Genomic DNA, 25439 nt, shown 5'->3' with positions numbered 1-25439 from the left:
ATTCGATTCAGTTCGGGAGACGGCTATCCAATACGCGAGTCGTCCGTCGACCGACGTCGGCCGCTATCGCGATCACTCCTCGGAGACGGTGGATGGCTGCGGACGTTCACGTTCTCGCTCGTCCTCCGGCGCTGGCGTCCATCGCCGCGGTTCTCCCTGCGGGCGCATCGTGGGGTGATCCTGGTAGTCGCGCCCCTCGTCGGCGTCGACCTCGCGCTGGTCGTCTCCACGCCGATGGCCGTACTGGCGGCGCTCGACCGCTCTAGCGCGTCGCGTCGTGTCCCAGTCCTCGAAGAGTCCGTAGTCGGTCATCGTCTCCATGCCGGCGATCGCGGCGGACAGTTTGATGCCCACGAGCGGAATCTCCGCGACGGAGACGATCACGTCGGCGCGCACGACCGCGCCGTCGCGCAGGAGCACGTCGAGGACGTCGACCAGCGCGTCGTCGTCTCGGTCGGGTTTCATTGCTGGCGATCACCCGTCTGGGTTTCCGTTTCCGTTTCCGTCTCGGGTCGCGTCCTCGTTTCCGTGCTCCCAGGCCGACCACCGCCCGCGGCAGCGTCCGTCTCCTCCCCGAGCGTGGGCGCGAACGAGTACGGCGGCCACGGCCCGGTGAACCGGACCTCGAGCCCCGGTTTCTCGGCGACGTCGTCGAGTACCGAACCGATCGTCTCCTCCTCGCTCTCCCGGGCGAGGACGGTCAGTCGGCAGAGCCGGGTTCCGTCAGTCGGTTTCCCTGCCCCGCCGGAACCGCTGGAAGCGCTAGAGAGACTCACCGACGGCTGGCGCTCGAGTACCTGTACCTCCCGCGCACACGACTCGAGCGACCGTCGCAGGGACTCCCGAATCGACGCTCGTCGGTCGCGCCGGAGGTCCCTGATCCGCTGGTCGAACTGCTTCTCGAGGAGGAACGCCCGTCCCTCCGAGGCCTCCTCCTGCTCTTCGGCCAGTGACGCGAGTTCGTCGTCACGCTCGATCAGCGTCTCTTCGTCCGGCGGATCGGTCTCGACGACCTCGATCCGGTACTCCGCGTGGCCGGCGAGGTCCGCGAGCGCCGCCTCGAGCGGGGCCCGCTGGTCGGCGAGCCATCCACGGACTGCGTCGTCGTCACCCCGGACGATGGTGTCGAACTGGAACGGCAGTGGCGTGCCAAACTGCTGGCTCGCCCGATCGATGACCGTCTGGTGGCGGACCAGCCATCGTTTGACCTGCGCGAGGTCGGCCGAATCGTACAGCGAGTCACAGGCGTGAACGACTGCGGCGAGGGTCGCGTTCCGGTCCCCGTCCCTGTCACTGCCTCCGTCCTTGTCTCCGTCCCTGTCGTCGCGCTCGAGCGAAACGACCGACACGGGTTCGTCGTCGATCCCCTCGACGTCCAGGTCGGCCTCGCCGCTCTCGAGCGTGACGACGCAGTAGACGTACCGTCCCTCGGCGAAGTCGGGGGTCGCGTCGGCGTCAGGAACGGGTTCGGCGTCGCGTCCTGTCGGGTCGTCGCGGTTCGCGCCCTGTTCCTGGGCCGTGGCCTCGCTCGGTTCACGCCCCATCGTCGTCACCTCCGAGGACGGCGTGGCCCGGTTCGACGTTCGTCGGATCGCCCTCGAGTTGCCTGATCGCGTCGCTGACCAGACCGTCGAGGTCGTTTCGGAGGTCGGCGACGCCCTCCTCGATTCCCTCGTCGGCTTTGAGTTGCTCGAGTTCGGCCTCGATGGCCGCGAGCTGGCGCCCCAGCCGGTCGATTTCTTCGTCGGTGAGATCGGGAGATTCCATCCGCCGGATCGCCTCCCGCTCGAGCGCTTCGACGAGGAGTTCCACGACGGTGATGACGAGGGTCATCAGTCCCTGGCGCGCGTTGCCGTCCTCGCCGACGTCGATCGTGGTCACGTGGTCTCGCCTCCGTCGGTTTCGGCTTCGGCCTCGGCCTTGGCTTCGTCTTCGCTCTCCTCACCGTCGTCAGTGTCCGCCCCACTCGAACCGTCGGTATCGTCGTCCAATTCGTCCTCGCTCGAGTCGTCAGCGTCCGAACGCTCCATCTGGTCGTCCTCGCCAGTCACATTCACGCCGTGGACTGGTGCGACGGGTGGGATCAGGCGCCGATCCTCCTCCGCGAGTTCCGGTTCGCCCGCGGCCTCCGCCACGCGGCGCATGTCCGTCCCCTCGGGAAACTCGAGGCCGTACTTCGCGGCCGTCTCGAAGGAGGCGATGGCGGCGCGAAGCTGGATGCCGAGTAGCTGGGTATCGCCGATGGAGACGGCGATGTCGGCGTTGATCACGATCCCCTTGTCGAGCAGCATCTCGACGACGTCCGCGAGGTCGGCCTGCTGACGGCTTGGCTGAACGGCGTCGACCATCAGCGCTCACCTCGTTGGCGTTCCCGTTCGATCTCGAACCGCCTCCCGTAGATCCGACGTCGGGCAGGCGCCGTCGACAGCTTGACCTGCTGGGGAACCGTCGAGTAGCGGTTGTCACTCCCGAGGTCCGCCCGGGCGACCGGCATGGTCGACGCCGCGGTCGGGTTCCTGGACGTGGTTCCTCGATCCTGGCGGCGCATCCGTTCCCGGTTGAACTCGTAGAGCTTCTCGAAATGCTCGTGGGTCTCGAGCAGCGTCCAGCGAACGCCATCGATGGCCTCCATCGCAGCCTGCTGGATCGAGACCTGCACGTACTCGGGGTCCTCGAGCACGTCGACGTCGAGGGCGTCCATGGTCTCCTCGGCGCTGACGTCGAGTTCGTCCTCGAGGAAGTCGTCCTCATCGTCGCCATCGTCGTCCGTTACCGTCGACGCCGCCGCGCCGACGGCCGAATCCTCCTCGCTCACGTCCTCGAGGGTGTCGGTGAGGTCGTCGCCCTCCCTGAGCACGTCGGTCACGTCGGTCGCGCCCCACGCCTCGAGCAGGTTGAGCGCGTCGAGCAAGGCCGTCACGTTGACCGCGTCGGCGATTTCCCCCGACTGCAGCGCATCCGGGATCTCGCCGACGTCGATCGCCTCGAGCAATTCTCTCGGTTCGACGACCTCGGCCAGGTCTTCGAGATCCATCGCCTCGATGAACTCGGCGAGAGCCGTCGTCACGTCCTCGAGCGCGTCGAGGTTCTGCCGCACGTCCTCGAGTGCGTCGTCGTCGAGTTCGCCGAGCGCGTCGACGTCGGCGAGGTGGTCCTCGAGCGCAGTGAGCGCGGCGCTGCCGGTTTCGACGACCGACTCGAGGTCGTCGGCCTCGATGTCGATTTCGTCACCTATTTCGCTCGTTTTGTTCGTCTCGCTCGTTTCGTTCGTTTCACTCATCGATCTCACCGTCCGCGGGGTCGGGTGAATCCACCCGGGTTACCCGCACCGTAAGGATGCCGTTGTTCACCGTCGCGTCGGCCTCCGTCTCCGGCCACGGCAGACTCACGCGCGACAGCTCGTGGCCGTCGTCGTCGGCCAGGACGAGGTCTCCGTCTTCGAACCCGACGCGGACCCGATCTTCCCCGACCGCCGAGACGTCGGCGACGACCTCGAGTTCCGTCCCGTATCGTCGCTTCGCGACGTCGATCGACGGGACCGCGTCGCGTCGAGCGCGTTCGGGCGAGCGCTCGCCGTGCAATCCGTGAGGCCGATTTCGACGGGCGTCGTCACCGGCAGGTTCGATCGAGCTGAACGTCAGGTCGACGTCGGTGTCGAACCTGAAACGGCTAGCGTCGTCGCGTCGGCTCGAGTCGCCGAAGGGCGCGTTTCCGTACGCGCCGCCGAATCCGGTCCCGCTCTCGGCTCCCGACTCGAGGAGTCGAAAGAGCCGCGACAGGAGCTGTCCACCCGGCCTGGCCTCGAATCCGGACTCCGAGTGGTGTCGGCGGGGGGACGGAGATGACGGACGACGCTCGTCTCCGTGTTCGTCGGACCGATTCGCTCGCTCGTTCGGTTGGCTGCCAGTTTCGTCGGGTTCGTCGGATTCGCTGGATTCGTCGAATCGCTCCTCCGTCTCGTCCTCGCTCGCGTCCATCTCGTCGACCTCGTCGACTTCGTCGTCTCCCGCGGTCGACTCCTGGTCGGACGGCTGGCTCGAGTCGGACACCGAATCGTCGTTCCCGTCGTTCGGTGGCGTCTCGGGTGATTCCTCGGACGGTTCCTCGGGCGGACCGTCGGGCGAATCTGGGGGGTCTGGTGGTTCGTCAGTCATTGGTTCGGATCTCCACGCGTCCGCTCGTGAGTTCCTCGTGGACCTCGCGAGCGAGTTCGAGTTCGTCTTCGATCTCGGCTTTGCGCTCCTCGTACTCGGCTTCTGACCGTTCGCCGAGTTCGTAGAGGAGCCGGTTTTCCTTGCGTTCGTCCTCGAGGGCTTCGATGTCGTACAGTTCGTCGATCGCCATCGTGTGCAACGTGTTGACGAGACCGACGAACGGGCGGACGAGCAGGTCGTCGACGATGATCGCCATCATCGCTGGGCCCCGATCTTGACGTCGACGAAACTGTACGGCGCGAACGGCCCCGAGTACCGGATCATCACGTCATCGAGGTCGGCCTCGAGTTCGCCGACGGCGGTGTCGAACGCCTCGCGCTCCGATCGGTCGACGAGGTAGGAGCGGTTGAGTACAAGCCGATCGCTGAACTCCCCGCTATCGACGCTGCTCGTGGCCAGTGGCTCGAGTTCGTCGCTCACCCGCTCGACGATCGTCTCGTCGTCGACGGTCGCGTCCTGCTCGCGAACGACCTTCAGGCCGAGTTCGACCCTGTCGTCGATGTCGTGAAGCGTTCGTCGAAACGCGCCACGGCCGCCGCGGAGGACGTTCTTGAGCGCGCGCTCGCTCTCGAAGACCATGCCGAATCGCATCGGAATGATCGTTCGGCCGCCGTTCTCGGTCAACAGCGCGCGGAGCACCGCGTCGTGGCGTTTCGCGTCCTCGTCGGTCTCCTCGGGATCGGTCACGTCGATCGGCGACGCCAGTGCGGCGAGTCGCCCGTGGGATACCGGGTACAACTCGGTCGCCCCGGCGACGCCCGTCCCCTCCACGGGTAGCGTCTCCCGGTCCGAATCGTCGTCCTCCTCGAACTCCTCGGACTCTTCGACTTCCTCGAGCGAGATCACGTTGGCGTCGCTCGAGGCGACGATCCCGTACACGTAGTGGTAACTCGAGTTCGAGTCAGCCACCGTGCCACCTCGCGGATCGTCGCCGGTCCCGGTGACCGCGACCGATCGCTCGCGGACGGTTCCACCGGCCGTCTGCGTCTGCGGTCATCGATTGTTGTCGTGTATGCATACGTCTCACCCTCTAAATGCAGCGGCGACTGTGGCCGCCGCTCACTCACTGAGAGGTTCGAGCGGGCCGTGCGTTACCATGCTGCTTGCAGATGCAGCCTAGGCTCGTCGACGAGTTCTGCTTCACGGTGTGCGGATCGGATGGTGCGAGCAAATCGCGCTCCCACATCCCTCAACTCCGCCAGTGGCACTGGCGTATCGACCATTCCCGGAATCCTTAATGGACCGTCCGGCAATACTTACGCTCATGTACGATGAGGAGGATCTCGAGACGATCCAGGACGGCGAATCCGAGTGGGAATCGGAGACGCTCGAGCCCGTGATGGACCGCTTCGGAGAGCGCAAGGACCGGTTCGCGACGGTCTCGAACCTCGAGGTCGACCGACTGTACACCCCCGACGACGTCTCGGACCTGGACTACCTCGAGGATCTGGGTTTCCCCGGCGAGGAGCCCTACACGCGAGGGCCGTACCCGACGATGTACCGCGGCCGGACGTGGACGATGCGTCAGTTCGCCGGGTTCGGGACCGTCGAGGAGACCAACGAGCGCTTTCACTACCTGATCGACCAGGGCCAGACCGGCCTCTCGACGGCGTTCGACATGCCGACGCTGATGGGGCTCGACTCGGACGACCCGATGAGCGACGGCGAGGTCGGCAGGGAGGGCGTCGCCGTAGACACGCTGCGGGACATGGAGGTGCTGTTCGACGGCATCGACGTGGGCGAGGTCTCGACGAGTTTCACGATCAACCCCTCCGCGCCCGTCATCTACGCGATGTACGTCGCGCTGGCCGACCAGCAGGGCGTGCCCCGCGACCAGGTTCGGGGCACTCTCCAGAACGACATGTTCAAGGAGTTCATCGCCCAGAAGGAGTGGGTCATTCCGCCCGAACCCGCCCTCGACCTCGTGACCGACGTCGTCGAGTTCTCGACCGAGGAGACCCCGAAGTTCCACCCCATCTCGGTCTCGGGCTATCACATCCGCGAGGCCGGTTCGACGGCCGTCCAGGAACTCGCCTTCACCCTCGCGGACGGTTTCGGCTACGTCGAGGACGCGATGGACCGGGGCCTCGAGGTCGACGAGTTCGCGCCACGTCTCTCGTTTTTCTTCAACTGCCACAACTCCTTCTTCGAAGAGATCGCCAAGTTCCGCGCTGCACGGCGAATCTACGCCCACGTGATGGACGAGTGGTACGACGCCGAGCGCGCCGAATCGAAGCGACTGAAGTTCCACACCCAGACTGCTGGCCAGTCGCTGACCGCCCAGCAGCCCATAAACAATGTCGCTCGCGTTACCGTGCAGGCCCTCGCCGGAGTGCTGGGAGGAACCCAGAGCCTCCACACCAACAGCTTCGACGAGGCGCTCGCCCTGCCCAGCGAGAAGGCCGTTCGCGTCGCCCTCCGAACCCAGCAGATCATCGCCGAGGAGTCCGGCGCCGCAGACATCGTCGACCCGCTCGGTGGCTCCTTCGCGGTCGAAGCCCTGACCAACGAGGTCGAGGAGAAAGCGATGGCCTACATCGAACACATCCGCGATCTCGGCGATGGCTCCGTTCGCGACGGTATCCTCCAGGGCATCGACGACGGCTACTTCCTCAGGGAGATCCAGGAGGCCTCCTACGAGTACCAGGAACGCGTCGAGCGCGAAGAGGAGGTCGTCGTCGGCGTTAACAAGTTCACTATCGAGGAAGACACCAGCCCCGACATCCTTCACGTGGACGAAACTGCCCAGGAAATCCAGCTCGAGCGCCTCGAGCGGACGAAAGCCGAGCGCGACGACGCGGCCGTCGAGGCCGCCCTCGAGGACCTGAAGGAAGCTATTGGGAGCGACGAAAACACCATGCCCGCCATCGTCGATGCCGTCAAGGCGTACGCGACGATGGGCGAGATCATGCAGGTGTTCGAGGACCACTACGGCGCCTACACCGAACAGATCGGGTTGGCCTGAGCGGGCCTCGAGTCGCCCATCCTGTTCGAGTCGTCCTCCTCCATCAAAATATATTTAGTGTTTTAAAACCGAGCCGAAATAATGTCCGACGACCCCGTCATCTTTCGTCTCAACGTCATCATCGTCCTCCTGATCGTGATTATCGTCGTTCTGCTGGGGCCCGTATTCACGGCGCTCGTCTACGTCGTCAGCACGCTGATCGTCCTCGCCGTCGCCGGCACGATCGGATGGGCGATGGTTCAGGGCGCCCGGTAACCGAATCAGGCCTCGTGGACCGTCACCTCGAGCTCGCCGTCCTCGACGTCGACGGTCATCATCGTCGCCTTCTCGGCGGGGTCGGCGCCCGTCACCGAACCCGGGTTGAGCAGCCGAATCCGCTCGTGGACGCGGTCTTCGACCCTGTGGGAGTGGCCGCCGATGCCGACGACTCCCTCCCCGTCCCACGCGCGGGTTCGGGTGCGAGCGGTGTCCGCGATGGCGTTCGCCCAGTCCTCGTCGGTCATGACCATCCCGTCGTGGCCGTAGACGGCCGCCTCGACTGGGTTCAGCGTGCCGTGGGTGACGACGAAGGTGACGTCCTCGAGGGTCACGTCCGCCACCGCTGGCAACTCGAGGTTGGCCGGATCGGCGTTGCCGTGGACGGCAGTCAGGTCAGCGGCGAGATCGCGAATCTCCGCGAGCGCCTCGGGGGTCTCGAAGTCGCCGGCGTGAATCGTGTGGTCCGCGTCGGCGATGCGCTCGCGGAAGTCGTCCGGGATGGCGTCTGCTCGCTCGGGAATGTGGGTATCGGAAATGACGGCGAGTCGCATACCTGTCGTGCGTTGGACGGCCAAAAAATAGTTCTGGTCGCTCGAGTCAAGGAACGCGAAACGTCGGAAACCACTCCCCGTTCTCGGACTCTCCTCCCGCGGAATCCTCCGGTCGGTGGCCGACCAGGGTCACCAGCCGCTCGCCGTCGACATCCCGCTCGGCGTAGTACCGGATCTCGAGCCTCGAGCAGGCCTCGAGCAATTCGTTCGGCTCGAAGCGGTAGCGGTTTCCGGGGCTGCCTCCGTCCGCGCCGTCCAGGTAGTGCTCGTAGACGAGCACCCCACCAGGGGCGAGGGCGTCGAGGATTGCGGGCAGACGGTCGCGGGCGTCGAAGAAACTGATCGTGACCAGGTCGTAGGCACCCGCGGGAAAGCCGTAGCGATCCACGTCGGCCAGAATCCAGTTGATCCCCAGCGTCCGCTCGAGTGCTCGCTCTCGATCCTGCTCCCGCTCTCGAGCCCGCGAGAGCACGGCGCTCGAGACGTCGATAGCGTCGACCGTCCACCTGCGCTCGGCGAGGAATCGGGCGTTTCGCCCGCCGCCGGTGGCAACGTCGAGCGCCCGACCCGTAAGGAGGTCGTCCGCGAGGGCCTCGAGAACGGCCGACGGTTCGCCGGGTGAGCGGTGTGTCGAGTCCTCGTAGCGGTCGTTCCAACGCCGTCGTTCCTCGTCGGTCACGACTCGTTCTTCGTGGCGCTCGAGCAAGAAAGGATCGCCAAGACGGACGTACTCGAGGAAGCGTCTCAGTCGTCGAAATCGTCGATGGTCGGCCGCTCGAGGTCGCCGGGGAACGCGGTAACTGGAACCTGGACCTCGTCGCCCGAGGCCATCTCCTTGACCGTGATCTCGTCGTTCTCGAGGTCGCGCTCGCCGACGATGACCGTCGTCTCGGCGTTGATCGAGTCGGCGTACCCCAGCTGGGCGCCGAAGGAGCGCCCGGCGACGTCGCTCTCGACGACGTGCCCCCGGTTTCTGAGGTCGCGAGCGATCCGCGAGGCTACCGAGCGGGTGTCGCCCACCGAGAGGACGTAGTAGTCGGTCGTCACCTCTTCGGCGGGCCAGACGCCGGCGCGTTGCATGAGAAGCGGCAGGGTCGCGTGGCCGGGGGCGACGCCAACCGCGGGCGTCGGCTGACCGCCGAAGGACTCGATCAGGTCGTCGTAGCGCCCGCCGCCGAAGATCGATCGCGAGACGTCGCCCGCGGAGTCGAAGCACTCGAAGACGACGCCTGTGTAGTAATCGAGGCCGCGCGCCGTCTCGAGCGAGATGGTGCAGTACTCGCGGGCGCCGAAGTCCTCAGTCGCCGCGAGGACGTCCTGCAGGTTCTCGACGGCCGCGGTGACGCGCTCGGTGTCGGCGAACTCGACGACCGCCTCGAGGTCGCCCCCGGCGATCAGATCGGCGACGTCCTCGGCCTCGCCTCGCGAGAGCCCGGCGTCGGCGAGCAGTCCGTGGTACTCGGCGCGTTCGAGTTTGTCCGACTTGTCGACGGCCCTGATGGCCGCCTCGACGTCGACGTCGTCGCCGTAGGTCTCGAAGATGCCGCCGAGGATGTCGCGGTGGGAGACGCGGAACTCGAAGTGCTCGCCCGTGAGCCCGAGGCCGGTGAGCGCGTCGGCGGCCCACGCCAGAATCTCGGCGTCGGCTTCCGGTTCCGAGGAGCCGAAGATGTCGACGTTGGTCTGGTAGAACTCGCGCTGGCGGCCCTGCTGGACCTGCTCGTAGCGCCAGAACGGGCGCGTCGAGAACCACTTGATCGGCTTCGAGAGTTCCTGTTGCTTGGCGACGACCATCCGGGCGACCGTCGGCGTCAGTTCCGGGGTGAGGGTGACGTGTCGGCCGCCCTGGTCCTCGAAGGCGTAGAGTTCGTCGACGATGTCGTCGCCGCTCTTGTCCGTCCACAGCTCCGCGCGCTCGAGTGCCGGCGTGCCGATCTCACGAAAGCCGTAGCGACGCGCCGTCTCCTCGAGGGTATCGATCGCCTGGCGGCGAGCGGCCATCTCGCCGGGGTAAAAGTCGCGAAAGCCCTTGATGCGGTCGTACATGGAATGTGGTTTACGGACCGAACACTTCTACTCTTTCGTTCGGTGCGGCCGCTCGAGCCTCGAGGAAACGACGATGCGGCGAAAATGACGAGTCGACGATCTACCGGCGGTTCGGCGTCCACTCCTCGCAGGCGTCCATGTCGTCCATCGTCTCCTCGAAGCGTCCACAGTAGGGCGTCATCCCGTTCGACGTTCGGACGTACTGGAAGTGCTGGCAGTTCCCGCAGTAGCGGTCGGTCGGGTCAGGGCTCGTCGGCCCGTCGACGATGACGCCGTCCGATTCGGTGGCGTCCGCCGAGGGCCCGTCGTCAAGCGGCGACCGAATGTCCTGCGTGGTCGAGCCACCGTCGCTGGCCGCCGAGGCCGGGTTTCCGGAGGTGGATGGTCCGTTCTTCTCGGCAGTCTGGGTCTCGACCTCGCCGTCGGGCGTCCCGCCGAGGAAGCCGATGCCGCCCAGGCCGCCTCTCGAGGACTCGACCTCGACGACCTTCGTCTGGTTTCGGCGGGTGACGTTCATCTCGAGCATGCCACCGGGGTCGTTTCGCGTCTTGAAGTTGACGACGCCGGTGAACAGACACCACATCGCGGTGAACAGTCCGAAGAGGTAGACGACGGACACCTGGAGCGTGAGGTTCTGGCCGTAGTTTCGCCAGTGGTCCGGGTAGGCGTAGGAGAAGAAGACGACGCCGAGCAGACAGATGCTCGTGCCAATTACGGCGGCAGCCTGCACGCGGCGACTCGCCGGAAGGACGGCGAAGACCCCCAGCAGCGCCAGTGGGACGCCGGTCCCGGCGAGTATCCCCGCCCACAGCACCGGCCCGTACTGGTCGGCGAACAGGCTCGCGAACGTCGAGGTCGTCGCGACGATGACGGCGACGACGGAGAGCAGCGCCCCGACGGCGACGAGTGCCGTTCCGGCGTACAGCCGCCGGTGGCTCGTTCCCGTTCCGGCCCCGTCGTAAACGTCCGTCAGGCTTGTCATATCCGCCCAATGGGGCTCATTCCACAAAACGATACGTCAGACACATGTAAGATATCGCATATGATTCTCGACCCGGGTTGTGCCCAATTCGACGCCCATCGGGTGTGGGGTGAAACAGTGTGAGACTCGACGCGTACTCGTCGTTTGGAACCACCGTCGAGACCAACCTCGACCCACCCTCTTACTATACTTTCTATAGGAATGCACAAGAATCCCGATACGCTTCGTTCCCGCGCTGGCGATCACCCCTCGAGGAGTGACGCTGGCACACCGAATCGATCGAGTCCCGGTGGTGACTCGAGCCACCACGATCGACGACGGCGGGGGAGGTCCCTGATCCCCCGGAAACGAAAGCTTGAATCGACGGGCTCGCGAACGCTCGCCTATGAGTGACGAGGAAGACGATTCGACGCCCGCCGTCGAGCTCGGTGAGCACACGCCCGTCGAGGGTGCCCCCCTCGCGCGCGTGACCTCTCGCCTGCACTGGCCCATCCAGAAGAGCGAAATCGATCGACTCGAGGGCCAAAGCGAGATCCGGACACCCGACGGTCCCCGGACCATTTCGACCGTCCTCGAGGACGTCGACGAGACGTACTTCGAGCGCCGCCAGGAGTTCGAGGCACACGTCCAGGACGTCGTTGGAACCGGACCCGTCGCGACGGCGGACTCGGGCACAACGGCGGACTCGAGCGCGTCGACCGCCGACGAATCGGCCTCGAGCGAGTAACGAATCGTGGAACGGGTGGACGAATCGGGCCCTCGCCGGTGGGTGCGCGAACACCTCGGTGACCTATCCTGGGTCCAGAAGTCGTTGCTCGCGGGAGCAGTTCTCACGATCGTCTGGATGACCGGCGTCCCCGAGTCCGTCGGCCGACGAGCGATCTTCGACTCGGTCGTCCTGATCGGCGGGCCGCTCGCGCTCGGCTACACCCACGGACGCCACATCGGCTGGCACGTCGACCGCGTCGCGATCCGAAACGCGGTGTTGCTCGCGCTGTTCGTCCTTCCGATCTACCTCGTCGGCTCGACGCTCCCCACGATCCGCGCGTACTACCCGATGTGGGAAACGTCGCTCGCGATGGGCGAGTTTCTCCCCCACGCAATCCAGTTGTTTACGCTCGCGCTCGCCGCCGAGACCTACTACCGGGGCCTGCTCTGCGTCGGCGTCAAGGAAATCGGCATCGTGGCCGTGTTCATCAGCCCCGTCGTCTACATGGTCCACCACGCCGCGAAGCCACCGATCGAGTTCCTGCTCTCGGGGCCGACGGACGTCCTCTTCGGCGCCGTCGACTACCACTCGAACTCGATCCTGCCCTCGGTCGTCGCCCACGGCGCCGGACTGGTGCTTCTCGACTGGCTGGTCCTCCGAGAGCCGCTGTTCGATCCCACGGGCCTGCTCGAGGCCCTCGAGTGGCTCCCGATTCCGCTCTAGGTCGTCGCAACCACCCCGTCGAAGGTGAAGACTTATGGGACTGTCACGTTAGCACTCGCTATGGATATTCGAGCCGGGTTCTTCGTGCTCTCGTTGTTAATCCTCGGCTACATAGCCGCCCTGATGGTTCTTCCCCTCTTTCCGTACGTGATGGCTGCCTGTCTGCTCGCGTTCGTCCTCTATCCCCTCCAGCGGCGCCTCGAGGCTCGCTTCGAGCCGACGTGGCTCGGGAATCGTTACGGGACGAAACTCGTCGCCCTGGCGTTGACCGTCGTCGCCGTCGTCACCGCCGTCGTGCCGCTAGTGATTTTCTCGGTTATCCTCTTTCAGACCGTGTTCTCGTTTCTCCGCGACCTGGACGGCCGCAACCTGCTCGAGGGGGTCCGAACGACGGCCGAAGACCTCGGTCTCGACCCGCAGACGGTCGCCGCCCTCGAGGAACAGGCGCTCACCGGTGTCGAAACCGACGTCCTCACCCGCGTCATCAACCTCCTGCTGGACGAATCCGTTCGCCTGCTCAACTCGGGAATGGAGATGAGCATCGGACTGATCGTCCTCGTATTCCTGCTCTATTACTTCCTGGTCGACGGCGATCGGTTCGTTCACTGGGTCGGCGCCATCGCCCCCCTCGACCCCGTCGTTCAGGACGAATTGTTCGAGGAAATTCGGGTCGTCACCTGGGCGGTCATCCGCAGTCACGTCCTGGTCGCGCTCGTCCAGGGCGCCCTCGGCGGCCTCGGACTCTGGCTCGCCGGCATCTCCAACGTCGCCTTCTGGACGCTGGTCATGATCGTCGCCGCCTTCCTGCCCGCCATCGGCGTCTGGCTAGTCTGGGGTCCGGCCGCCGCTTATCTCCTCGCTAGCGGCGAGACCGGCGCCGGACTCCTCTTGCTCGCCTACGGTGCCGCGGTCCTCTCAGTCGTCGACAACTATCTGCGCGCCATCTTCGTCGACCGCCAGTCGGGCGTCCACCCCGCGGTCGTCCTCGTCGGCGTCATCGGGGGACTCTACCTCCTCGGGATCATGGGCCTGTTCCTCGGCCCGGTCCTCCTCGCGGTGTTCAAGGCCGGCCTCAACGTCTTCGGCGAGGCCTACGGCAACCTCGAGCCGCGACCCACGCTCGCGGAGGAACCCACCCAGGGCCCAACGACGCTCGAGATGTCGGCCGCGACGGCCGCTGGCGAGGAGCCAGCAGGCGAGTCGGATTGAAAACCCACCTTTTGCGCTGCGCTCGTATCGCGTCGACGCCAGCAATGCTGGCGTACGACGCGCTGTCGCTCGGCAAAAGCTGTCTGGCGAGCACACGTGCTCGCTGACCTTGGCTCGCTGCGCTCGCCAAGAGACCAAAAGCACTCCTCCTTTCCCTTCGCTCACTTCGTTCGCTTCGGGTCAGTCGTCGGCCCGCTCGCTCACTTTGTTCGCTCCCGGTTCGATCGGGGTAAGACTAACTGCCGGATGGAACTACTCGAGCCTCGCCTCACTCACTCGAACCCGTCCACGGGACCCTTCCCACTCGGTCTCGTACTCGAGGTCCAGTCGCCGATCCATGTGCGGCCCGTCGACGACCAGTGTCTCGAACTCGCCGCCTTCTCCGAGGATGTGGACGCCGTACTCCTCGTTGAGGGCCTCGAGTTCCTCCAGTGCATCGTAATCGAGCGTCCGACCCAACCAAGACTCGTCGAGGCCCGCCGCCGCCACCTGAACGATCACTATCTCGAACCCGGCCTCGAGCATCGACTCGGCCAGTTCTCGGGGATCCTCTCGCCAGAGCGGCGCGAACAGGTCACACTCGAGTCGCTCGCACATCGCCTCGAGACGACTGGTCTGGTACTCGCTCTCGACGGCACCTGCGGTGACTCCGGCGAGCCCACCATCGCCATCGAGGTCGTCCGCGAGCTCTGCCAGTGCCGCCTCGAGCGGCTCGAGTTCGTCGTCACCCTGGGTGCTCGAGTCCGCCGCCGACTCGGCGTCGAACGAGTCGGGTTCGACGTCGATCAGCGGAACGCCCATGCTCTCCGCGACTAGCGCCGTCAGGCGTGTCTCGGGGACGTGGTACATGTAGGAGTCGCCGTCCGGATGGACCGTCAGGAGCCACTCGACGGACAGCCCGCGCTCGAGCGCTCGATATACCGCCCACGCGGAATCCTTGCCGCCCGAAAAGAGGCCGACCCAGGCGCCCGTGTCCGTCGAATCGTTGGCGTCGTCCGGTGCTGTCATACTCGATGGTTCGACTCGAGAGCCATAGGGGTGGCGAGTCGGGTCACTCGCGGTCACGCTCGCTATCGGTGTCCGTGTCGTCCCCGGTGTCGGTACCCGTGTCATCGTTGACTCCGGTGTCGGTATCGCTATCGGCGTCGGTATCCGTGTCTTCGTCGCCTCCGGTGTCGACGTAAACATTGGCGCCAGTTTCGTCCTCTACCATTGGCTCCGAGTCGGCGGGACCGTCGTCATCGCCCATCGTCCCCTCGTTTCGAGACCGTGTGGATTTCGATCCGCCGTCGGTCAACTCCGCGTCCGCCAGTCGCGACGGCTCTTCTTCGGCCGCTGACTCGTCGCTATCGACGTACTCGTTTTCAGCGGCGGAGTCAGAGATACGCGAAACGGTGAAGACACCGACCAGGCTGAGCAGAATAGCCAGTCCGACGAAGAGCGCCAGCCGTTGACCCGGCGTGAGCGCGAAACTGCCGATTCCCTGTTGGTTGATCCGGATCGAAGGAATGACTAGCGGATCGGTCCACCCCTGTTGCTCGAGGAAGAAGCCGCTGAACCCGCGAACGACCAACCCGACGGAGACGACGAGCGACGGCAGGTGGAGGTAGGAACTGCGAAGGGGACCGTCGTCGATCAGTTCGTCGAACAGCCGACCCAGGCTGGCGGTGAGCCCCGCGGCGGCCAACCAGGGGACGCTGTCGAAGACGAAGCGCATCGTCGGCACGAGCACCCCCTGCGTGTCCTCGAGGGTCGAGACGCCGAGCGCGCCGACGAAGAGGCCCACGAGGGTCAACCCGATGGCGACGACGTAGGTGACGACCGAGACCTGTCCGGAGTACAGCGACTCCCGGAGTCGTTTCGCCGTCCTGGTCAACCGTTCGTCGATACTGAATCCCTTGTACAGCAGGAACAACCCGATCACGGCCGTGATCGTGGCTGCTCCGACCGCCGGGGTGAACACGCTGGCGAGTATCGGGAAGACGAGCAGGGTCAACCCGAGCGGAACCAGGATGGTCTGGCGAAGCTCTTCGTCGGCCAGGAACTGCTTGAGCAGGTAGTACGTCGACTCGATGTCCCTGGCCTGTCGAACGACCACCCGGTCGACGGCGTCGACCTGCAATCGACTCTCGACGATGGGGACGAGTCGCTCGTCTTCGGCACTGTCGATGACGACGACCGCTGAGTCCGGTTCGTACTCGGTCATCAAATCGTCCAGCTGGCGGGCGACCGCCCGATCGGCCGAAACCATCGACTCGCGGTCCCCAGAAACCACCGCGACGACCGTCTCCTCGTCGTCGTCGCGGAGGCTCTGAGCGACCCGCAGGGACTCGAGCAGCGTGTTCACTCCCGAGTCTTCCGGATCGGCGAGGCCGACGTCGGTCACCAGGGCGCGGACGGCTTCCCACCCTACGATTGGCGTCCGAAGACCGGTCCGTCGACCGACGTCGTCGGTTCGGTCGAGACAGACCACCAGCGTTGTCACGGTTTCTGTTGCATTCTCTGCGACGATAAAACCACTCACTCGTTTGGCGGGTCGAACGGCCGTCGGGCCGCGTATCCGAGTTCGTCGGTCCCGCCATCGGCCGTACGGCCCCGAGTCGACGGTGGACTCCCGAATGGGATCAGGTCCGGAGCCGAAATCCGCGTTCGTGAGCGGTTCCAGAGAGTCCGGCCCCGAACGCGTAGGCCAGCGACCGGGCGCCTACGCCCACGCGAGCCATCAATGGTCGTTCGGGCTCGAACGCCTCGATGACGACGTCGTCGGCTCCGATCTCGAGCCGATCGGCCACGGCCTCCTCGACGTCCTCGCGTGTGCCGAGAGCGTCTACTAGCCCGATGTCGAACGCGTCGGCCCCGAGGTAGACGCGGGCTTCGGTCTCCCTGACCAGGTCGGGATCGAGCCCCCGGCCATTGCTGACTCGTTCGACGAACGACTCGTAGTAGTCGTCGACGATTCCCTGGAGGTACTCGCGCTCGTGGTCCTCGAGGTCCTTCAGGGGAATCCCGGCGTCCTTGTACGCACCTGCTGTGAACTGCTCGTAGGACAGTCCTACCCGATCGACCAGTTCGGCCGCGTTGACCCGCGAACCGACGACGCCGATAGAGCCGACGATACTGGCGTCACGCGCCCAGAGTTCGTCGCAGCCGCTGGCGATCCAGTAGCCGCCGCTGGCACAGAGATCGGTCGCGTAGGCGATCGTCGGACCGTCGAAGCGTTCTGCCGCGAGTTTGATGTCGTCGCTCGGGACGACCTGCCCGCCCGGCGTATTGAGTTTCACGAGCAGGGCGTCGACGTTTCCGTCCTCGTCCGCCCGCTCGATCTGGTCGACGAGGTCGTCCGCCGGGGTCGAGCCAGGACTGCTGAGGCCGGACCCGCCGCCATCGCGCGTGATCGGCCCCTCGACGGCGACCTCCGCGACGTTGTACGCCGGAAACACGGTTCCGGCGATATTACTCGCGAACCGAAACCCAACCAGCGTCGCCGCGAGCGCGAGCACGACGCCGAGAACGTCCGCGACCGTCGTCGGAACGACGACGAACAGGCCGACGCCGGCGACGGCGACGATAGCGGTTCCCAGTAGAACGATTCCCAGCCGAACGACGGTGTGGCTCCCCTTCATCAGTACTCACTCACACGCCCGAGTCCACCCGCTGGTGGGATAATGGTTGACCACGCCCGGCACGTGCGCACTCGAGCGTCTCAGGATCGTCGTGTGTTGTGCGCACTCGAGCGTCTCGCGAATACTGCTGTCGTACAGCCGTCGCTCGCGGTCGAAAAACGAAGAGAGAATCTCGAGAGTGAGAACCGTCGGACTTAGAGCAGGCCGGTCTTCTGGAGCTTCATCAGGTCCTCGGTGTCGAGCGTCTCGCCCTCCTTGAACTTCTGATAGATCTCCTCGGCTTCCTCTTTGGCCTCCTCCTTCTTCTTGTCGCGAGCGGACTGGCGCTGTTTCTCCTCTTTCTTGTCCATCTCGCGCAGGCGCTTCTGGACGCGGACGAAGTCCTCGTGGTGGCGGTCGGCGGCCTCCTGGGCCTCGACGAAGGACTCGTGCATCTCGTCGGCCTCGTCACGGATGTCGTCGGCCTCGCGGTAGGCCTCGATCATCTGGTTGTGGTGCTCCTGGGCCTTGTCGGCCAGCTCGGTCACCTTCTGGTGGTGCTGGGAGGCCTCGGAACGAACCTCTTCGGCTTCCTCGACGAGTTCCTCGAGTCCGTCGTTGTCCTCGAGCTTGTCCTTGCGCTCGGCGTACTCCTCGCGCTTGGATTCGATCTTCTCGATGAGTTCGCGCTCCTCTTCGGTCGAGAGCACCTCGGTCTGTTGTTTGAACTCGAGCTGTTCGATCTCGGACTCGAGTTGCTCGAGGTCCTTGCCCTCGTCGAGTTCCATGTCGGACTTGAGCGTCTCGACTTTGTCGAAGAGCTTGTTGGCCTCGGCGTTGAGTTCGTTGCGTTTCTCCTTGTGTTCCTGAACCTTCTCGTTGAGCTCGTCGCGCTTCTCGCGGTGTTCCTGGGCCTCGTCGACCTTCTCGCGAGTCTTCGCGTTGAGGTCGTCACGCTTTCCGGCGCGTTCGGAGGCCATCTGGTTCAGCTCGTTTCGTCGGTCCCGGAGCTGGCCGGCCTTCTTGATGAGCTGTCCTTTGGAGTCGTTCTCGAGATGTTCGTCTGTAAGGTCGATGTTTTTCGATTCGTCTACCATGTGTAGTTACCTTCGGTGCCATACCCGCACCGGCCGGCGCAATCGCTCATGACTCGCGAAAACCCAGTGATAAGATTTCCTGTCATCGATCATCGAGCGATACGCGCCCCGGTGGCGTTCTGGTACCCGATACTACTGGTGCGCACCATTTAAATGTACCGGTCCGCTTGACTGTGAAAATCGTTACCAGGGAGCCTGAAACGGTGTGTAATTCACTCGCATGGCCGAACGGGCAGCTTATAAACCGTATCGATTCTCGACCGTTCGGTCCGGCAACTCGAGGGACAGGACGACGACGTCGGCGTCCGACGGGACGTCGACGGTTCCGGCCGACGTACAGCCCGTCGCGTCGACGGTTACCGGCGTCTCACCCGACTGGTCGCCTGCCCGCCAGGAAACCGTCGTCTCGAGCAGTTCGGGGCCGTCGTTGACGACGGTCACGCCGACCTCCTTACCACGGGCCGACGCGTCATCGAGCACCGCCTGCACCGGTTCGTAGGCGGACGCAAGCGCTTCGAACGCCGGTTTCGCCTCGCCGTCGACGGTCAACACGCCTGTGCCGCCGCCCGGCCCACTATCGCGAAGGCTCGAGGCGACGAGCAGGCTGCTCTCGTGGCGACGGAGGGCTTCGGCGACCGTCCGTACCGTCCTGGCCTGCTCCGCGAGGGACTCCTCGGGGCTCGCCGCTCGTCCCCCGAGCGACGCGGCGTCGACCCCCGTCACTGCCGCCGGATCGACGTCGTCGGTGAGCGATCCGCTGCCGAACGCGCCGACGAACCGGCCCAGGGAGGGATACCGCTCGAGGAGCCACTCGATGTCGGTCGCCTCGAGGTAGCGCCAGCCCGGGTAGAGCGTCGTGGCGGTCGCGTCGAGTCCCGGTGCTCCCGTCAGGGGGACGGTCACGACGGAGTCGGGAATCGAGTCGGCGACCTCGAGCGCCCCGCGCTGGTCGACGCCGGCACGCCAAGTCCGCCAGCGAAATGCCAGGCGGGCCCGCCAACCGCTCCCGAGCGGGTCCGCGAACGGGTCGACCGGTTCGTTCTGAACGCCGACGAGGCCGAGGCTCGAGTGCGAGCCGTAGGTTTCGACGAGCGCCTGGGCCAGTTCCGTCGCGCGGTCGACCTCGAACTCAGGGTCGGCCCCGATGATCGGCAGGTCCTGCCAGACGAGCAACCCGGCCTCGTCGCAGGCGTCGTAGAACTCGGGACGCGGAACGTGACCTCGCGCGCGTACGAGATCCGCGTTACAGTCGACGGCGCGCTGGACGTCCTCGAGGGGGTCGCCGCCGGGGAGTCGAGCGACCCCGCGGGCTCGGATCGGCCGGTCGTTGACGAGGAGTTCATCGTCGGTGCGCTCGACCGTCCGGAGCCCGACCGTCCGTTCGGTCGCGTCCTCGCCGAGTTTCGCCCGCACCGTGTATCGGTGTTGGTCCCCGTATCCTCGCGGCCACCACAGCGACGGGTCCCGGACCTCGAGCGTCTTCGAGACCGCGACTCGTTCGCCGGGGTCGCCGTTGACGCGGACGCGGTCCATCGTTCCGCCGCCGCGAAACCCCTCCGGGCGGAGCGAGAGCGTGATCGAATCGTCGAGCGGGTCCTCGCCGACGTCGACGACGAGCTCGACGTCGATGTACGCGGTCTCTCCCTCGAGTCGAGGCGTCACCGACAGCTCGTCGATGAACGTCTGCGGGCGCACCTGCACCGCCGCACCCCACCAGATCCCCGGCAGACCGAGTTCTGGCGGTACCTCGTCGGTATCGTAGACGCCGCCGGCGGTTCGCGCCGTCGCGAACTCGAGGTGGAGTTCGGTTTCGGATTCCGGCTCGAACTCGAGTTTCGTCGGGACGAAGTACGGCGATCCCGGGTCGATCTCGCGTTCGATTCCGTCGATCCGGACCGACTCGAGACCCGAGGCGCCGTGGAGGGCGAGCAGCGTTCGGTCGTCGGGCGTCGTTCGAGGATCGGCAATCGTCGTTCGATACGCGAGGTGTTCGTCGGCCGAACGCGCCGTCTCCGCGAACCCGCTTGGTCGACCGGGGACCGAAACGGGCGTCCACCGATCGACAGTCGGCGGCCCGTCGTCCGAACGCGATTCGACGACGCCAGCCATCCACTTGCCAGCCATTACCACTGTTCACTGAACGGGGACCAAATAGGTGTTGCGACGGTTCGACCCCTCGAGGCCGCCACCCCTCGCCGATCACCCCGACCCTTGAGCGACCGCACGAATCGGATTCAGCCGACTTAAGGTGGATGGCGTCATCGACTCGAGGTAGGTGGCCACACGCAATGTCCGATCTACCGGACGACTTCAAGTGCACGATCACGAACTGGGAGTACATCTACAGCCTCTGTCGGGACGTCAGCGACGACGTTCGCCGCGACGCGTTCGAACCGGACGTCATCGTCGCGCTGGCTCGGGGGGGCTGGTTTGCGGGTCGGTGTATCTGTGACTTCCTCGGCCTCGACGACCTGACGAGCCTGAAGATGGAACACTACGTCGGCACCGCCGAGAAGTCCGGCGAGCCGACCATCCGGTACCCGATGCCCGAAGGAAGCGTCGAGGACAAGGACGTCCTCATCATCGACGACATCGCCGACACCGGCGGCTCGATTAGGCGCGCCCAGGAGTACGTCGAGGATCGCGGCGCCGGCGAGGTCCGGACGGCGACCCTGCAACTGCTCCAGACCAGCGAGTTCGACCCCGACTACGTCGGCGAGCGACTCGAGGAGTGGGCCTGGGTCGTCTACCCGTGGAACTTCATCGAAGACATGGTCGACCTCGTCTCGGGCGTCATGGAGAAAGCCGACCAGCGGTCGTTCACGAAGGCGGACGTCCGTCACTATCTCAAGGAGTACCACGACGTCGACCGAATCGGGATGGAGATCGCCCAGCCCAACCGGCTGACCGAGGTGCTGACCGAGATGGAGCGTCGGGAGGTTCTCGAGATGACGGCGCCGGGCGAGTGGACGCTGGCGGAGTAGCGTCTCGAGACTGACACCGTCGACGCGCTTGATGACGATTTCGGCCCGGAACTCTCGAGGAGGCAGTCGACGCCTCGATCGAGGCATTCACTCGTTCACTCGTCGATATCCTCGTTCAGTCGTCGCTCGAGGACGTGCTCGCCGGTTCTGGCCCCGCTTGCTCGGCTTCGCCTTCGCCCTCGTCCTCGACGATCGACTCCTTCCACGTTCCGCGGGTGAAGTAGGCGATGGCGGCGAGCGCGCCGACGACGTCGCCGGCGACGACGCCGATCCAGATTCCCATCGTTCCCCAACCGGCGACGAAGATGAGGTAGTACGCCACCGGCACCCGGGCGATCCAGAGGGTGACGACCGAGAAGACGAGCGCCGTCTTGGTATTCCCGGCCCCGCGGAACGCGCCGAGGAGGACCTGCAGGACGCCCATGAAGACGAACATCGAGGCGGCGATCCTGAGGTACGTGCTGCCGTGGGCGATCGTCTCGGCCGCCCCCTCCTCACCTGACGTCATGAACACGCCGACGATCGGTTCCGGGGCGACGAACGCGATCACTCCCGCCGCGAACATGATCGACGCGACGACGCCGGAGGCGATCCAGGTCGCACGGCCGGCGCGGTCGGGTTTTCCGGCCCCGAGGTTCTGGCCGACGATCGTGTCCGTTGCCTGCCCCATCCCCATCGCCGGGAGGAAGGCGAGCGAGATCAGTCGGTTGCCCAGGCCGTAGGCCGCGACGACGGCCACGGGAAACGTCGAGACCATCGCCGTCATCGCGATCATCGCGAGCGAACTCATCGACTGCTCGAGCGCCGTGGGGACGCCCAGTCGCGTGATCTTCGAGACGTACTCGCGCTGTGGCACGAGGTGGCTCGCCTCGATCTTCGGGCCGACATCCGTCCCGAACAGGACGTAGAGGCCGATGGCGGTCGCCACGGCGCGCGAGAAGACCGTCGCGACGGCCGCTCCCTCGATCTCGAGGGCGGGAAACGGCCCGACGCCGAAGATGAGCAGCGGGTCGAGCACGAGGTTGACGACGACGCTGACGGCCATCACGCGCATCGGGGCCCGCGTGTTCCCGTAGCCGCGCATGAGCGAGGTGAAGATGAAGAAGCCGAACAGGAACGGCGACCCGAGGAAGAAGATGCGCATGTAGTCGGCCGCCAGGGGAATCACGGTGGCCTTCGTCTCCGGATCCGCCGGAAGCAGTGCGAGCATCGGATCGGTCACGAAATAACCGAGCACGCCGAGGACGATCGCGACGATCGAGATGAACGAGAGCGTCTGGCCGGCGATCAATCCGCCTTTGCCGCTCTCGGCGCCCGTGTGCTGGGCGATGAGGATCGCCCCCGCTGCGGTGAAGCCGCCGCCGATCGAGATCAGGAAGAAGATCAGCGGGAAGGCCAGGCTCAGCGCACCGACCGATTCGGGCGACAGCGCGCCCAGCCAGAAGGTGTCGCCGATGTTGTAAGCGACCTGCAACAGCTGGATGACCATGAGTGGCCACGCGAGCCGAAACATGGGTCGGAGGAGCGGGCCGTCGGTGAGGCCGCTACCGGTCGTCGTGGTCGTCGTGGTCGTTCCCGGGGAGTCGGTGTCGGTCGTCTCGCTCTCGCTCGCACTCGAGTTCGCGTTCGCGTTCGTACTCGCGTTCACGCTCGCGTCCGTACCCGCCGTCTCCTCGAGGGGCTCGGTGCCGGAATCGTCCTCGGGAGGCATTACGAATCGAAATAGTTCTCAGGATACTTGAACTCTCGTACGACGTGATAGCGTGTCACATCGCCCTATCGTCTCGAGCGAGCGGCAGTTGGTGGTGAACTGGGCCGCACAGATTCCACACCGTTTAGGAACCTCCCCGTCGACGTCGAGGTATGACCATCGGCGTCATCGGCGGAAGCGGTATTTACGAAGCACTGCCACTCGAGAACGTCACGACAGAGTCGGCGACGACGCCCTACGGCGAGCCGAGCGACGATCTGACGATCGGCGAATTAGCGGGCAAAGAGGTCGTCTTCCTCCCACGTCACGGCGAGGACCACCAGCACACCCCCACCGAGGCAAGCTACCGGGCGAACATCTACGCGCTCAAGGACGCGGGCGTCGACCGCGTCATCTCGACGAACGCTGTCGGCAGCCTGCGCGAGGACCTGCCGCCACAGTCCCTCGTGATCCCGGATCAGATCTTCGACCGAACGAAACACCGGACGCCGACGTTCTTCGGCGACGGAATGGTCGTCCACATGGGCTTCGCCGACCCGTACTGTCCGGCGATGGTTGACCACCTCGCGGAGGCCGCCCGGGAGGCGACGGAGACTACCATCCAGGAGGGCGGCACCTACGTCTGCATCGAGGGACCCCAGTACTCCACGCGAGCCGAGAGCGAGTTCTACCGGGACCAGGGCTGGGACGTCGTCGGCATGACCACCATCCCGGAGGCCAAACTCGCCCGCGAGGCCGAGATGAGTTACGCGACGGTGACCGGAATCACCGACTACGACGTCTGGAAAACTGATAGCGAGGTCACCCTCGAGGAGGTCCTCGAGAACGCGGCGGCCAACCAGGAGTCGATCAACGCGGTGATCGAGCAGGCGGTTCGGACGATGCCTGAGGACTTCGAGAGCGAGGCCTGGTCGGCGCTCGAGGGGACGATCAACACGCCCATCGAATCGATCCCCGAGGAAACCCGCGAGCGCGTCGAGTTGCTAGCGGGGCAGTACCTCGAGTAGCCGGTCTCACCGCGCGTCAATCGTCGAACTCTCGAGCCAGTTCGCCGCGTTCGCTCGCTTCGTCCTCGTCCGTCTCATCCGCACTCACCTGGAGCGCTGCGCTGCTCGCCTCGCGCTCGAGGCAGTCCGGGCAGTAGACGTTCTCGCCTTACTCGGGGACGGCGACGGTCGTGCCGAAGAGGACCTGCCGGGTCGCGTACCGGCGCTGCTCGCCGCCTGTCGCGTTGGCACCGCACTCGTCACAGACGCTCGCTTCGTCGGTCACCCGCTCGCTCGAGACCCCGCGGCGTTTGCCGACGACGTAGACGGGATGGGTCGAGGCGGCCGCGGCCTGCCAGCAGAGCGCCAGCCCGAGGAGGAACGAGAGCGCGCCGATCCACCAGTAGCCGAACCACGTCGGGACGAAAAACAGCGAAACCAGGAGCCAGCCCCACAGCAGGGTGAACCCGAGGTTGTCCGCCAGCCGCCGGACCTGCCGGTCGAGACTGGTGGGCCGCTCGGGCATCAGGCATCGTCCTCGAGCGCGCGCTCGAGTTCGCGCTTCGCGCTGGTGTCGTTCGTTCGGACGCGCCCGACCTCCGAACTTCGGACGACGCCTGGGCCGCCACCCGGCCGGGCGCACTCGAGGCAGTAGTCGTTGATGCCCCACTCGAGGGTGTGCAGCGGGACGCCGAAGAGAACGAATTGGCGGGTGTAGCGTCGTCGGAGGCCCTGTCGGCAGGTGGTGCCACAGCCGGCGCAGTGCTTGCGGGGGCCGTCGAAGGTGTCCTCGTCGACGCGGTGTTCGACGCCGAAGGTGTGTGCTGGATAGAGCGGGATCCCGCGGGCAATCCAGAGGACGAAGAGACCGAGGAGGAGGTTCACCCAGCTGAGGGCGAAGGCCCACTCGGCCCCGAAGACGATGGGTGGCCAGACGAACAGGAAGACGAGCGCCACGACCGGGAAGAGCTTTCGAAGGAGGGTGAACGCGCCGAGGTGGGCACGATAGAGTACGTCGTCAGGTCGCGACATCTGTTTATTTGTTTTCTCGTGACTTCCTAAACTATTGCGATTGGCTCGAGTCACAGGTCGTCGCTCGTCGAACCTCCACCGTCAGTGACGTCGCGGGTCGTCGCTCACGCCCCAGAGCACCCGGTAGGCGACGTAGCCGACGAGCAGGGCGAACGCGAACATCGCGACGGTCTCGGTGAACCAGACGATCGCGTAAAGCGCTCGAGTGAGCGTTCGCACGAGGACGTACCCGCCGTAGAGGGCGACGACCACGACCAGTCCGCCGAGGGCCGCCTGTACGCGTTCCATACGCTCAGTGTGGGCGGCCACTACAAAAATTGGAACGTCAGCGCGACTCGAGCGGTACGACGTGCCACGTATCGCGCGTCGG

The 25439-nt window shown here is 65.6% G+C and carries 28 protein-coding genes; 7 read left to right on the top strand and 21 right to left on the bottom strand.

The window, feature by feature from the left end:
• Nucleotides 1-72: 72 nt before the first annotated feature.
• From gvpM to ACFQO4_RS15010, 8 genes are read right to left on the bottom strand one after another with little or no spacing between them, the layout of a single operon-like run.
• The gene (gvpM, locus tag ACFQO4_RS15045) at nucleotides 73-465 is read right to left on the bottom strand and encodes a gas vesicle protein GvpM (protein ID WP_500261685.1); all 393 of its coding nucleotides are present in this window, start codon (nucleotides 463-465) and stop codon (nucleotides 73-75) included.
• Nucleotides 462-1544, bottom strand: coding sequence for a gas vesicle protein GvpL (gvpL, locus tag ACFQO4_RS15040; protein ID WP_500261684.1), 1083 nt, complete (start codon nucleotides 1542-1544; stop codon nucleotides 462-464). Before gvpL ends, gvpM begins: the two co-directional genes overlap by 4 nt.
• On the bottom strand, nucleotides 1534-1881 hold the full coding sequence (locus ACFQO4_RS15035) for a gas vesicle protein K (protein WP_500261683.1): 348 nt from the start codon (nucleotides 1879-1881) through the stop codon (nucleotides 1534-1536). Before ACFQO4_RS15035 ends, gvpL begins: the two co-directional genes overlap by 11 nt.
• The gene (gene gvpJ, locus ACFQO4_RS15030; protein WP_500261682.1) at nucleotides 1878-2348 is read right to left on the bottom strand and encodes a gas vesicle protein GvpJ; all 471 of its coding nucleotides are present in this window, start codon (nucleotides 2346-2348) and stop codon (nucleotides 1878-1880) included. The genes ACFQO4_RS15035 and gvpJ overlap by 4 nt, the downstream gene beginning before the upstream one ends.
• Nucleotides 2348-3280, bottom strand: a complete 933-nt coding sequence (locus ACFQO4_RS15025; RefSeq protein WP_500261681.1) for a hypothetical protein — start codon at nucleotides 3278-3280, stop codon at nucleotides 2348-2350. The genes gvpJ and ACFQO4_RS15025 overlap by 1 nt, the downstream gene beginning before the upstream one ends.
• Nucleotides 3273-4154 carry a hypothetical protein gene (locus ACFQO4_RS15020; RefSeq protein WP_500261680.1) on the bottom strand — a complete coding sequence of 294 codons (882 nt, stop codon included), beginning with the start codon at nucleotides 4152-4154 and terminating at the stop codon, nucleotides 3273-3275. Before ACFQO4_RS15020 ends, ACFQO4_RS15025 begins: the two co-directional genes overlap by 8 nt.
• A complete protein-coding gene (gene gvpF, locus ACFQO4_RS15015) occupies nucleotides 4147-4410 on the bottom strand; it encodes a gas vesicle protein GvpF (protein WP_500261845.1) in 264 nt (87 codons plus the stop codon). The genes ACFQO4_RS15020 and gvpF overlap by 8 nt, the downstream gene beginning before the upstream one ends.
• Nucleotides 4410-5123: a GvpL/GvpF family gas vesicle protein gene (locus tag ACFQO4_RS15010; RefSeq protein WP_500261679.1), complete on the bottom strand. Its 714-nt coding sequence runs from the start codon at nucleotides 5121-5123 to the stop codon at nucleotides 4410-4412. Before ACFQO4_RS15010 ends, gvpF begins: the two co-directional genes overlap by 1 nt.
• Nucleotides 5124-5478: 355 nt before the next feature.
• Here ACFQO4_RS15010 and ACFQO4_RS15005 point away from each other — a divergent pair, with 355 nt between their 5' ends.
• Nucleotides 5479-7179: a methylmalonyl-CoA mutase family protein gene (locus tag ACFQO4_RS15005; protein ID WP_500261678.1), complete on the top strand. Its 1701-nt coding sequence runs from the start codon at nucleotides 5479-5481 to the stop codon at nucleotides 7177-7179.
• An 81-nt stretch (nucleotides 7180-7260) separates the two neighbouring features.
• The gene (locus ACFQO4_RS15000; protein WP_500261677.1) at nucleotides 7261-7434 is read left to right on the top strand and encodes a hypothetical protein; all 174 of its coding nucleotides are present in this window, start codon (nucleotides 7261-7263) and stop codon (nucleotides 7432-7434) included.
• A 5-nt stretch (nucleotides 7435-7439) separates the two neighbouring features.
• Here ACFQO4_RS15000 and ACFQO4_RS14995 read toward each other — a convergent pair whose 3' ends face one another.
• From ACFQO4_RS14995 to ACFQO4_RS14980, 4 genes are all read right to left on the bottom strand, one after another.
• On the bottom strand, nucleotides 7440-7988 hold the full coding sequence (locus ACFQO4_RS14995; RefSeq protein ID WP_500261676.1) for a metallophosphoesterase family protein: 549 nt from the start codon (nucleotides 7986-7988) through the stop codon (nucleotides 7440-7442).
• A 46-nt stretch (nucleotides 7989-8034) separates the two neighbouring features.
• Nucleotides 8035-8667 (bottom strand): class I SAM-dependent methyltransferase, encoded by a 633-nt coding sequence (locus ACFQO4_RS14990; RefSeq protein WP_500261675.1) that lies wholly within the window; start codon nucleotides 8665-8667, stop codon nucleotides 8035-8037.
• Between the two features lie 65 nt (nucleotides 8668-8732).
• Nucleotides 8733-10034 (bottom strand): histidine--tRNA ligase, encoded by a 1302-nt coding sequence (gene hisS / locus ACFQO4_RS14985; RefSeq protein ID WP_500261674.1) that lies wholly within the window; start codon nucleotides 10032-10034, stop codon nucleotides 8733-8735.
• A 100-nt stretch (nucleotides 10035-10134) separates the two neighbouring features.
• Nucleotides 10135-11016, bottom strand: a complete 882-nt coding sequence (locus ACFQO4_RS14980) for a cell division protein CdpA domain-containing protein (protein ID WP_500261673.1) — start codon at nucleotides 11014-11016, stop codon at nucleotides 10135-10137.
• A 385-nt stretch (nucleotides 11017-11401) separates the two neighbouring features.
• Between ACFQO4_RS14980 and ACFQO4_RS14975 the strand changes: the two genes are divergently transcribed.
• From ACFQO4_RS14975 to ACFQO4_RS14965, 3 genes are read left to right on the top strand one after another with little or no spacing between them, the layout of a single operon-like run.
• Nucleotides 11402-11743, top strand: a complete 342-nt coding sequence (locus tag ACFQO4_RS14975) for a DUF5789 family protein (RefSeq protein WP_500261672.1) — start codon at nucleotides 11402-11404, stop codon at nucleotides 11741-11743.
• Nucleotides 11744-11749: 6 nt separating this feature from the next.
• Entirely contained in the window at nucleotides 11750-12448 is a 699-nt protein-coding gene (locus tag ACFQO4_RS14970) for a CPBP family glutamic-type intramembrane protease (protein ID WP_500261671.1), read from the top strand.
• A 60-nt stretch (nucleotides 12449-12508) separates the two neighbouring features.
• Entirely contained in the window at nucleotides 12509-13657 is a 1149-nt protein-coding gene (locus tag ACFQO4_RS14965; protein ID WP_500261670.1) for an AI-2E family transporter, read from the top strand.
• A gap of 252 nt (nucleotides 13658-13909) precedes the next feature.
• Here the strand turns inward: ACFQO4_RS14965 and ACFQO4_RS14960 are convergent, their stop codons facing one another.
• The 5 genes from ACFQO4_RS14960 to ACFQO4_RS14940 form a co-directional block, all read right to left on the bottom strand.
• Nucleotides 13910-14665, bottom strand: coding sequence for a diphthine--ammonia ligase (locus tag ACFQO4_RS14960; protein WP_500261669.1), 756 nt, complete (start codon nucleotides 14663-14665; stop codon nucleotides 13910-13912).
• A 43-nt stretch (nucleotides 14666-14708) separates the two neighbouring features.
• On the bottom strand, nucleotides 14709-16142 hold the full coding sequence (locus ACFQO4_RS14955) for a DUF373 family protein (RefSeq protein ID WP_500261668.1): 1434 nt from the start codon (nucleotides 16140-16142) through the stop codon (nucleotides 14709-14711).
• 139 nt (nucleotides 16143-16281) lie between these two features.
• Entirely contained in the window at nucleotides 16282-17280 is a 999-nt protein-coding gene (gene sppA, locus ACFQO4_RS14950) for a signal peptide peptidase SppA (RefSeq protein ID WP_500261667.1), read from the bottom strand.
• Between the two features lie 194 nt (nucleotides 17281-17474).
• Nucleotides 17475-18356, bottom strand: coding sequence for a coiled-coil protein (locus tag ACFQO4_RS14945; protein ID WP_312909383.1), 882 nt, complete (start codon nucleotides 18354-18356; stop codon nucleotides 17475-17477).
• A 237-nt stretch (nucleotides 18357-18593) separates the two neighbouring features.
• Nucleotides 18594-20480 carry a glycoside hydrolase family 2 protein gene (locus tag ACFQO4_RS14940; protein WP_500261666.1) on the bottom strand — a complete coding sequence of 629 codons (1887 nt, stop codon included), beginning with the start codon at nucleotides 20478-20480 and terminating at the stop codon, nucleotides 18594-18596.
• A 164-nt stretch (nucleotides 20481-20644) separates the two neighbouring features.
• Here ACFQO4_RS14940 and ACFQO4_RS14935 point away from each other — a divergent pair, with 164 nt between their 5' ends.
• On the top strand, nucleotides 20645-21340 hold the full coding sequence (locus ACFQO4_RS14935; RefSeq protein ID WP_500261665.1) for a phosphoribosyltransferase: 696 nt from the start codon (nucleotides 20645-20647) through the stop codon (nucleotides 21338-21340).
• Nucleotides 21341-21455: 115 nt separating this feature from the next.
• Here ACFQO4_RS14935 and ACFQO4_RS14930 read toward each other — a convergent pair whose 3' ends face one another.
• A complete protein-coding gene (locus tag ACFQO4_RS14930; RefSeq protein WP_500261844.1) occupies nucleotides 21456-22853 on the bottom strand; it encodes an MATE family efflux transporter in 1398 nt (465 codons plus the stop codon).
• A gap of 350 nt (nucleotides 22854-23203) precedes the next feature.
• Here ACFQO4_RS14930 and mtnP point away from each other — a divergent pair, with 350 nt between their 5' ends.
• The gene (gene mtnP, locus ACFQO4_RS14925) at nucleotides 23204-24058 is read left to right on the top strand and encodes an S-methyl-5'-thioadenosine phosphorylase (RefSeq protein ID WP_500261664.1); all 855 of its coding nucleotides are present in this window, start codon (nucleotides 23204-23206) and stop codon (nucleotides 24056-24058) included.
• Nucleotides 24059-24206: 148 nt separating this feature from the next.
• On the opposite strand, the gene ACFQO4_RS14920 is transcribed toward mtnP, so the two are convergent.
• The 3 genes from ACFQO4_RS14920 to ACFQO4_RS14910 all read right to left on the bottom strand — a co-directional run bounded on the left by ACFQO4_RS14920 (nucleotide 24207) and on the right by ACFQO4_RS14910 (nucleotide 25357).
• Nucleotides 24207-24563, bottom strand: a complete 357-nt coding sequence (locus ACFQO4_RS14920; protein ID WP_500261663.1) for a DUF8108 domain-containing protein — start codon at nucleotides 24561-24563, stop codon at nucleotides 24207-24209.
• On the bottom strand, nucleotides 24563-25069 hold the full coding sequence (locus ACFQO4_RS14915; RefSeq protein WP_500261662.1) for a DUF8108 domain-containing protein: 507 nt from the start codon (nucleotides 25067-25069) through the stop codon (nucleotides 24563-24565). The genes ACFQO4_RS14920 and ACFQO4_RS14915 overlap by 1 nt, the downstream gene beginning before the upstream one ends.
• Nucleotides 25070-25150: 81 nt before the next feature.
• Complete coding sequence (locus ACFQO4_RS14910; RefSeq protein WP_253437754.1) at nucleotides 25151-25357, bottom strand: hypothetical protein; 207 nt, start codon at nucleotides 25355-25357, stop codon at nucleotides 25151-25153.
• Between the last annotated feature and the right edge of the window lie 82 nt (nucleotides 25358-25439).

Origin of the sequence: Saliphagus sp. GCM10025334, assembly GCF_042663485.1 — an archaeon.
Taxonomy (GTDB): domain Archaea; phylum Halobacteriota; class Halobacteria; order Halobacteriales; family Natrialbaceae; genus Natronosalvus.
The sequence above is the reverse complement of the archived record's forward strand: the minus strand, read 5'-3'. Positions and strand labels throughout refer to the sequence as shown.

Excerpts from the sequence above, each read along its gene's own strand:
- gvpM (WP_500261685.1), bottom strand. The coding sequence starts at position 465 with ATGAAACCCGACCGAGACGACGACGCGCTGGTCGACGTCCTCGACGTG.
- gvpL (WP_500261684.1), bottom strand. The coding sequence starts at position 1,544 with ATGGGGCGTGAACCGAGCGAGGCCACGGCCCAGGAACAGGGCGCGAAC.
- gvpJ (WP_500261682.1), bottom strand. The coding sequence starts at position 2,348 with ATGGTCGACGCCGTTCAGCCAAGCCGTCAGCAGGCCGACCTCGCGGAC.
- ACFQO4_RS15025 (WP_500261681.1), bottom strand. The coding sequence starts at position 3,280 with ATGAGTGAAACGAACGAAACGAGCGAGACGAACAAAACGAGCGAAATA.
- ACFQO4_RS15020 (WP_500261680.1), bottom strand. The coding sequence starts at position 4,154 with ATGACTGACGAACCACCAGACCCCCCAGATTCGCCCGACGGTCCGCCC.
- gvpF (WP_500261845.1), bottom strand. The coding sequence starts at position 4,410 with ATGGCGATCATCGTCGACGACCTGCTCGTCCGCCCGTTCGTCGGTCTC.
- ACFQO4_RS15005 (WP_500261678.1), top strand. The coding sequence starts at position 5,479 with ATGTACGATGAGGAGGATCTCGAGACGATCCAGGACGGCGAATCCGAG.
- ACFQO4_RS15000 (WP_500261677.1), top strand. The coding sequence starts at position 7,261 with ATGTCCGACGACCCCGTCATCTTTCGTCTCAACGTCATCATCGTCCTC.
- ACFQO4_RS14995 (WP_500261676.1), bottom strand. The coding sequence starts at position 7,988 with ATGCGACTCGCCGTCATTTCCGATACCCACATTCCCGAGCGAGCAGAC.
- hisS (WP_500261674.1), bottom strand. The coding sequence starts at position 10,034 with ATGTACGACCGCATCAAGGGCTTTCGCGACTTTTACCCCGGCGAGATG.
- ACFQO4_RS14980 (WP_500261673.1), bottom strand. The coding sequence starts at position 11,016 with ATGACAAGCCTGACGGACGTTTACGACGGGGCCGGAACGGGAACGAGC.
- ACFQO4_RS14975 (WP_500261672.1), top strand. The coding sequence starts at position 11,402 with ATGAGTGACGAGGAAGACGATTCGACGCCCGCCGTCGAGCTCGGTGAG.
- ACFQO4_RS14965 (WP_500261670.1), top strand. The coding sequence starts at position 12,509 with ATGGATATTCGAGCCGGGTTCTTCGTGCTCTCGTTGTTAATCCTCGGC.
- ACFQO4_RS14960 (WP_500261669.1), bottom strand. The coding sequence starts at position 14,665 with ATGACAGCACCGGACGACGCCAACGATTCGACGGACACGGGCGCCTGG.
- sppA (WP_500261667.1), bottom strand. The coding sequence starts at position 17,280 with ATGAAGGGGAGCCACACCGTCGTTCGGCTGGGAATCGTTCTACTGGGA.
- ACFQO4_RS14945 (WP_312909383.1), bottom strand. The coding sequence starts at position 18,356 with ATGGTAGACGAATCGAAAAACATCGACCTTACAGACGAACATCTCGAG.
- ACFQO4_RS14940 (WP_500261666.1), bottom strand. The coding sequence starts at position 20,480 with ATGGCTGGCAAGTGGATGGCTGGCGTCGTCGAATCGCGTTCGGACGAC.
- ACFQO4_RS14935 (WP_500261665.1), top strand. The coding sequence starts at position 20,645 with ATGTCCGATCTACCGGACGACTTCAAGTGCACGATCACGAACTGGGAG.
- ACFQO4_RS14930 (WP_500261844.1), bottom strand. The coding sequence starts at position 22,853 with ATGTTTCGGCTCGCGTGGCCACTCATGGTCATCCAGCTGTTGCAGGTC.
- mtnP (WP_500261664.1), top strand. The coding sequence starts at position 23,204 with ATGACCATCGGCGTCATCGGCGGAAGCGGTATTTACGAAGCACTGCCA.
- ACFQO4_RS14920 (WP_500261663.1), bottom strand. The coding sequence starts at position 24,563 with ATGCCCGAGCGGCCCACCAGTCTCGACCGGCAGGTCCGGCGGCTGGCG.
- ACFQO4_RS14915 (WP_500261662.1), bottom strand. The coding sequence starts at position 25,069 with ATGTCGCGACCTGACGACGTACTCTATCGTGCCCACCTCGGCGCGTTC.
- ACFQO4_RS14910 (WP_253437754.1), bottom strand. The coding sequence starts at position 25,357 with ATGGAACGCGTACAGGCGGCCCTCGGCGGACTGGTCGTGGTCGTCGCC.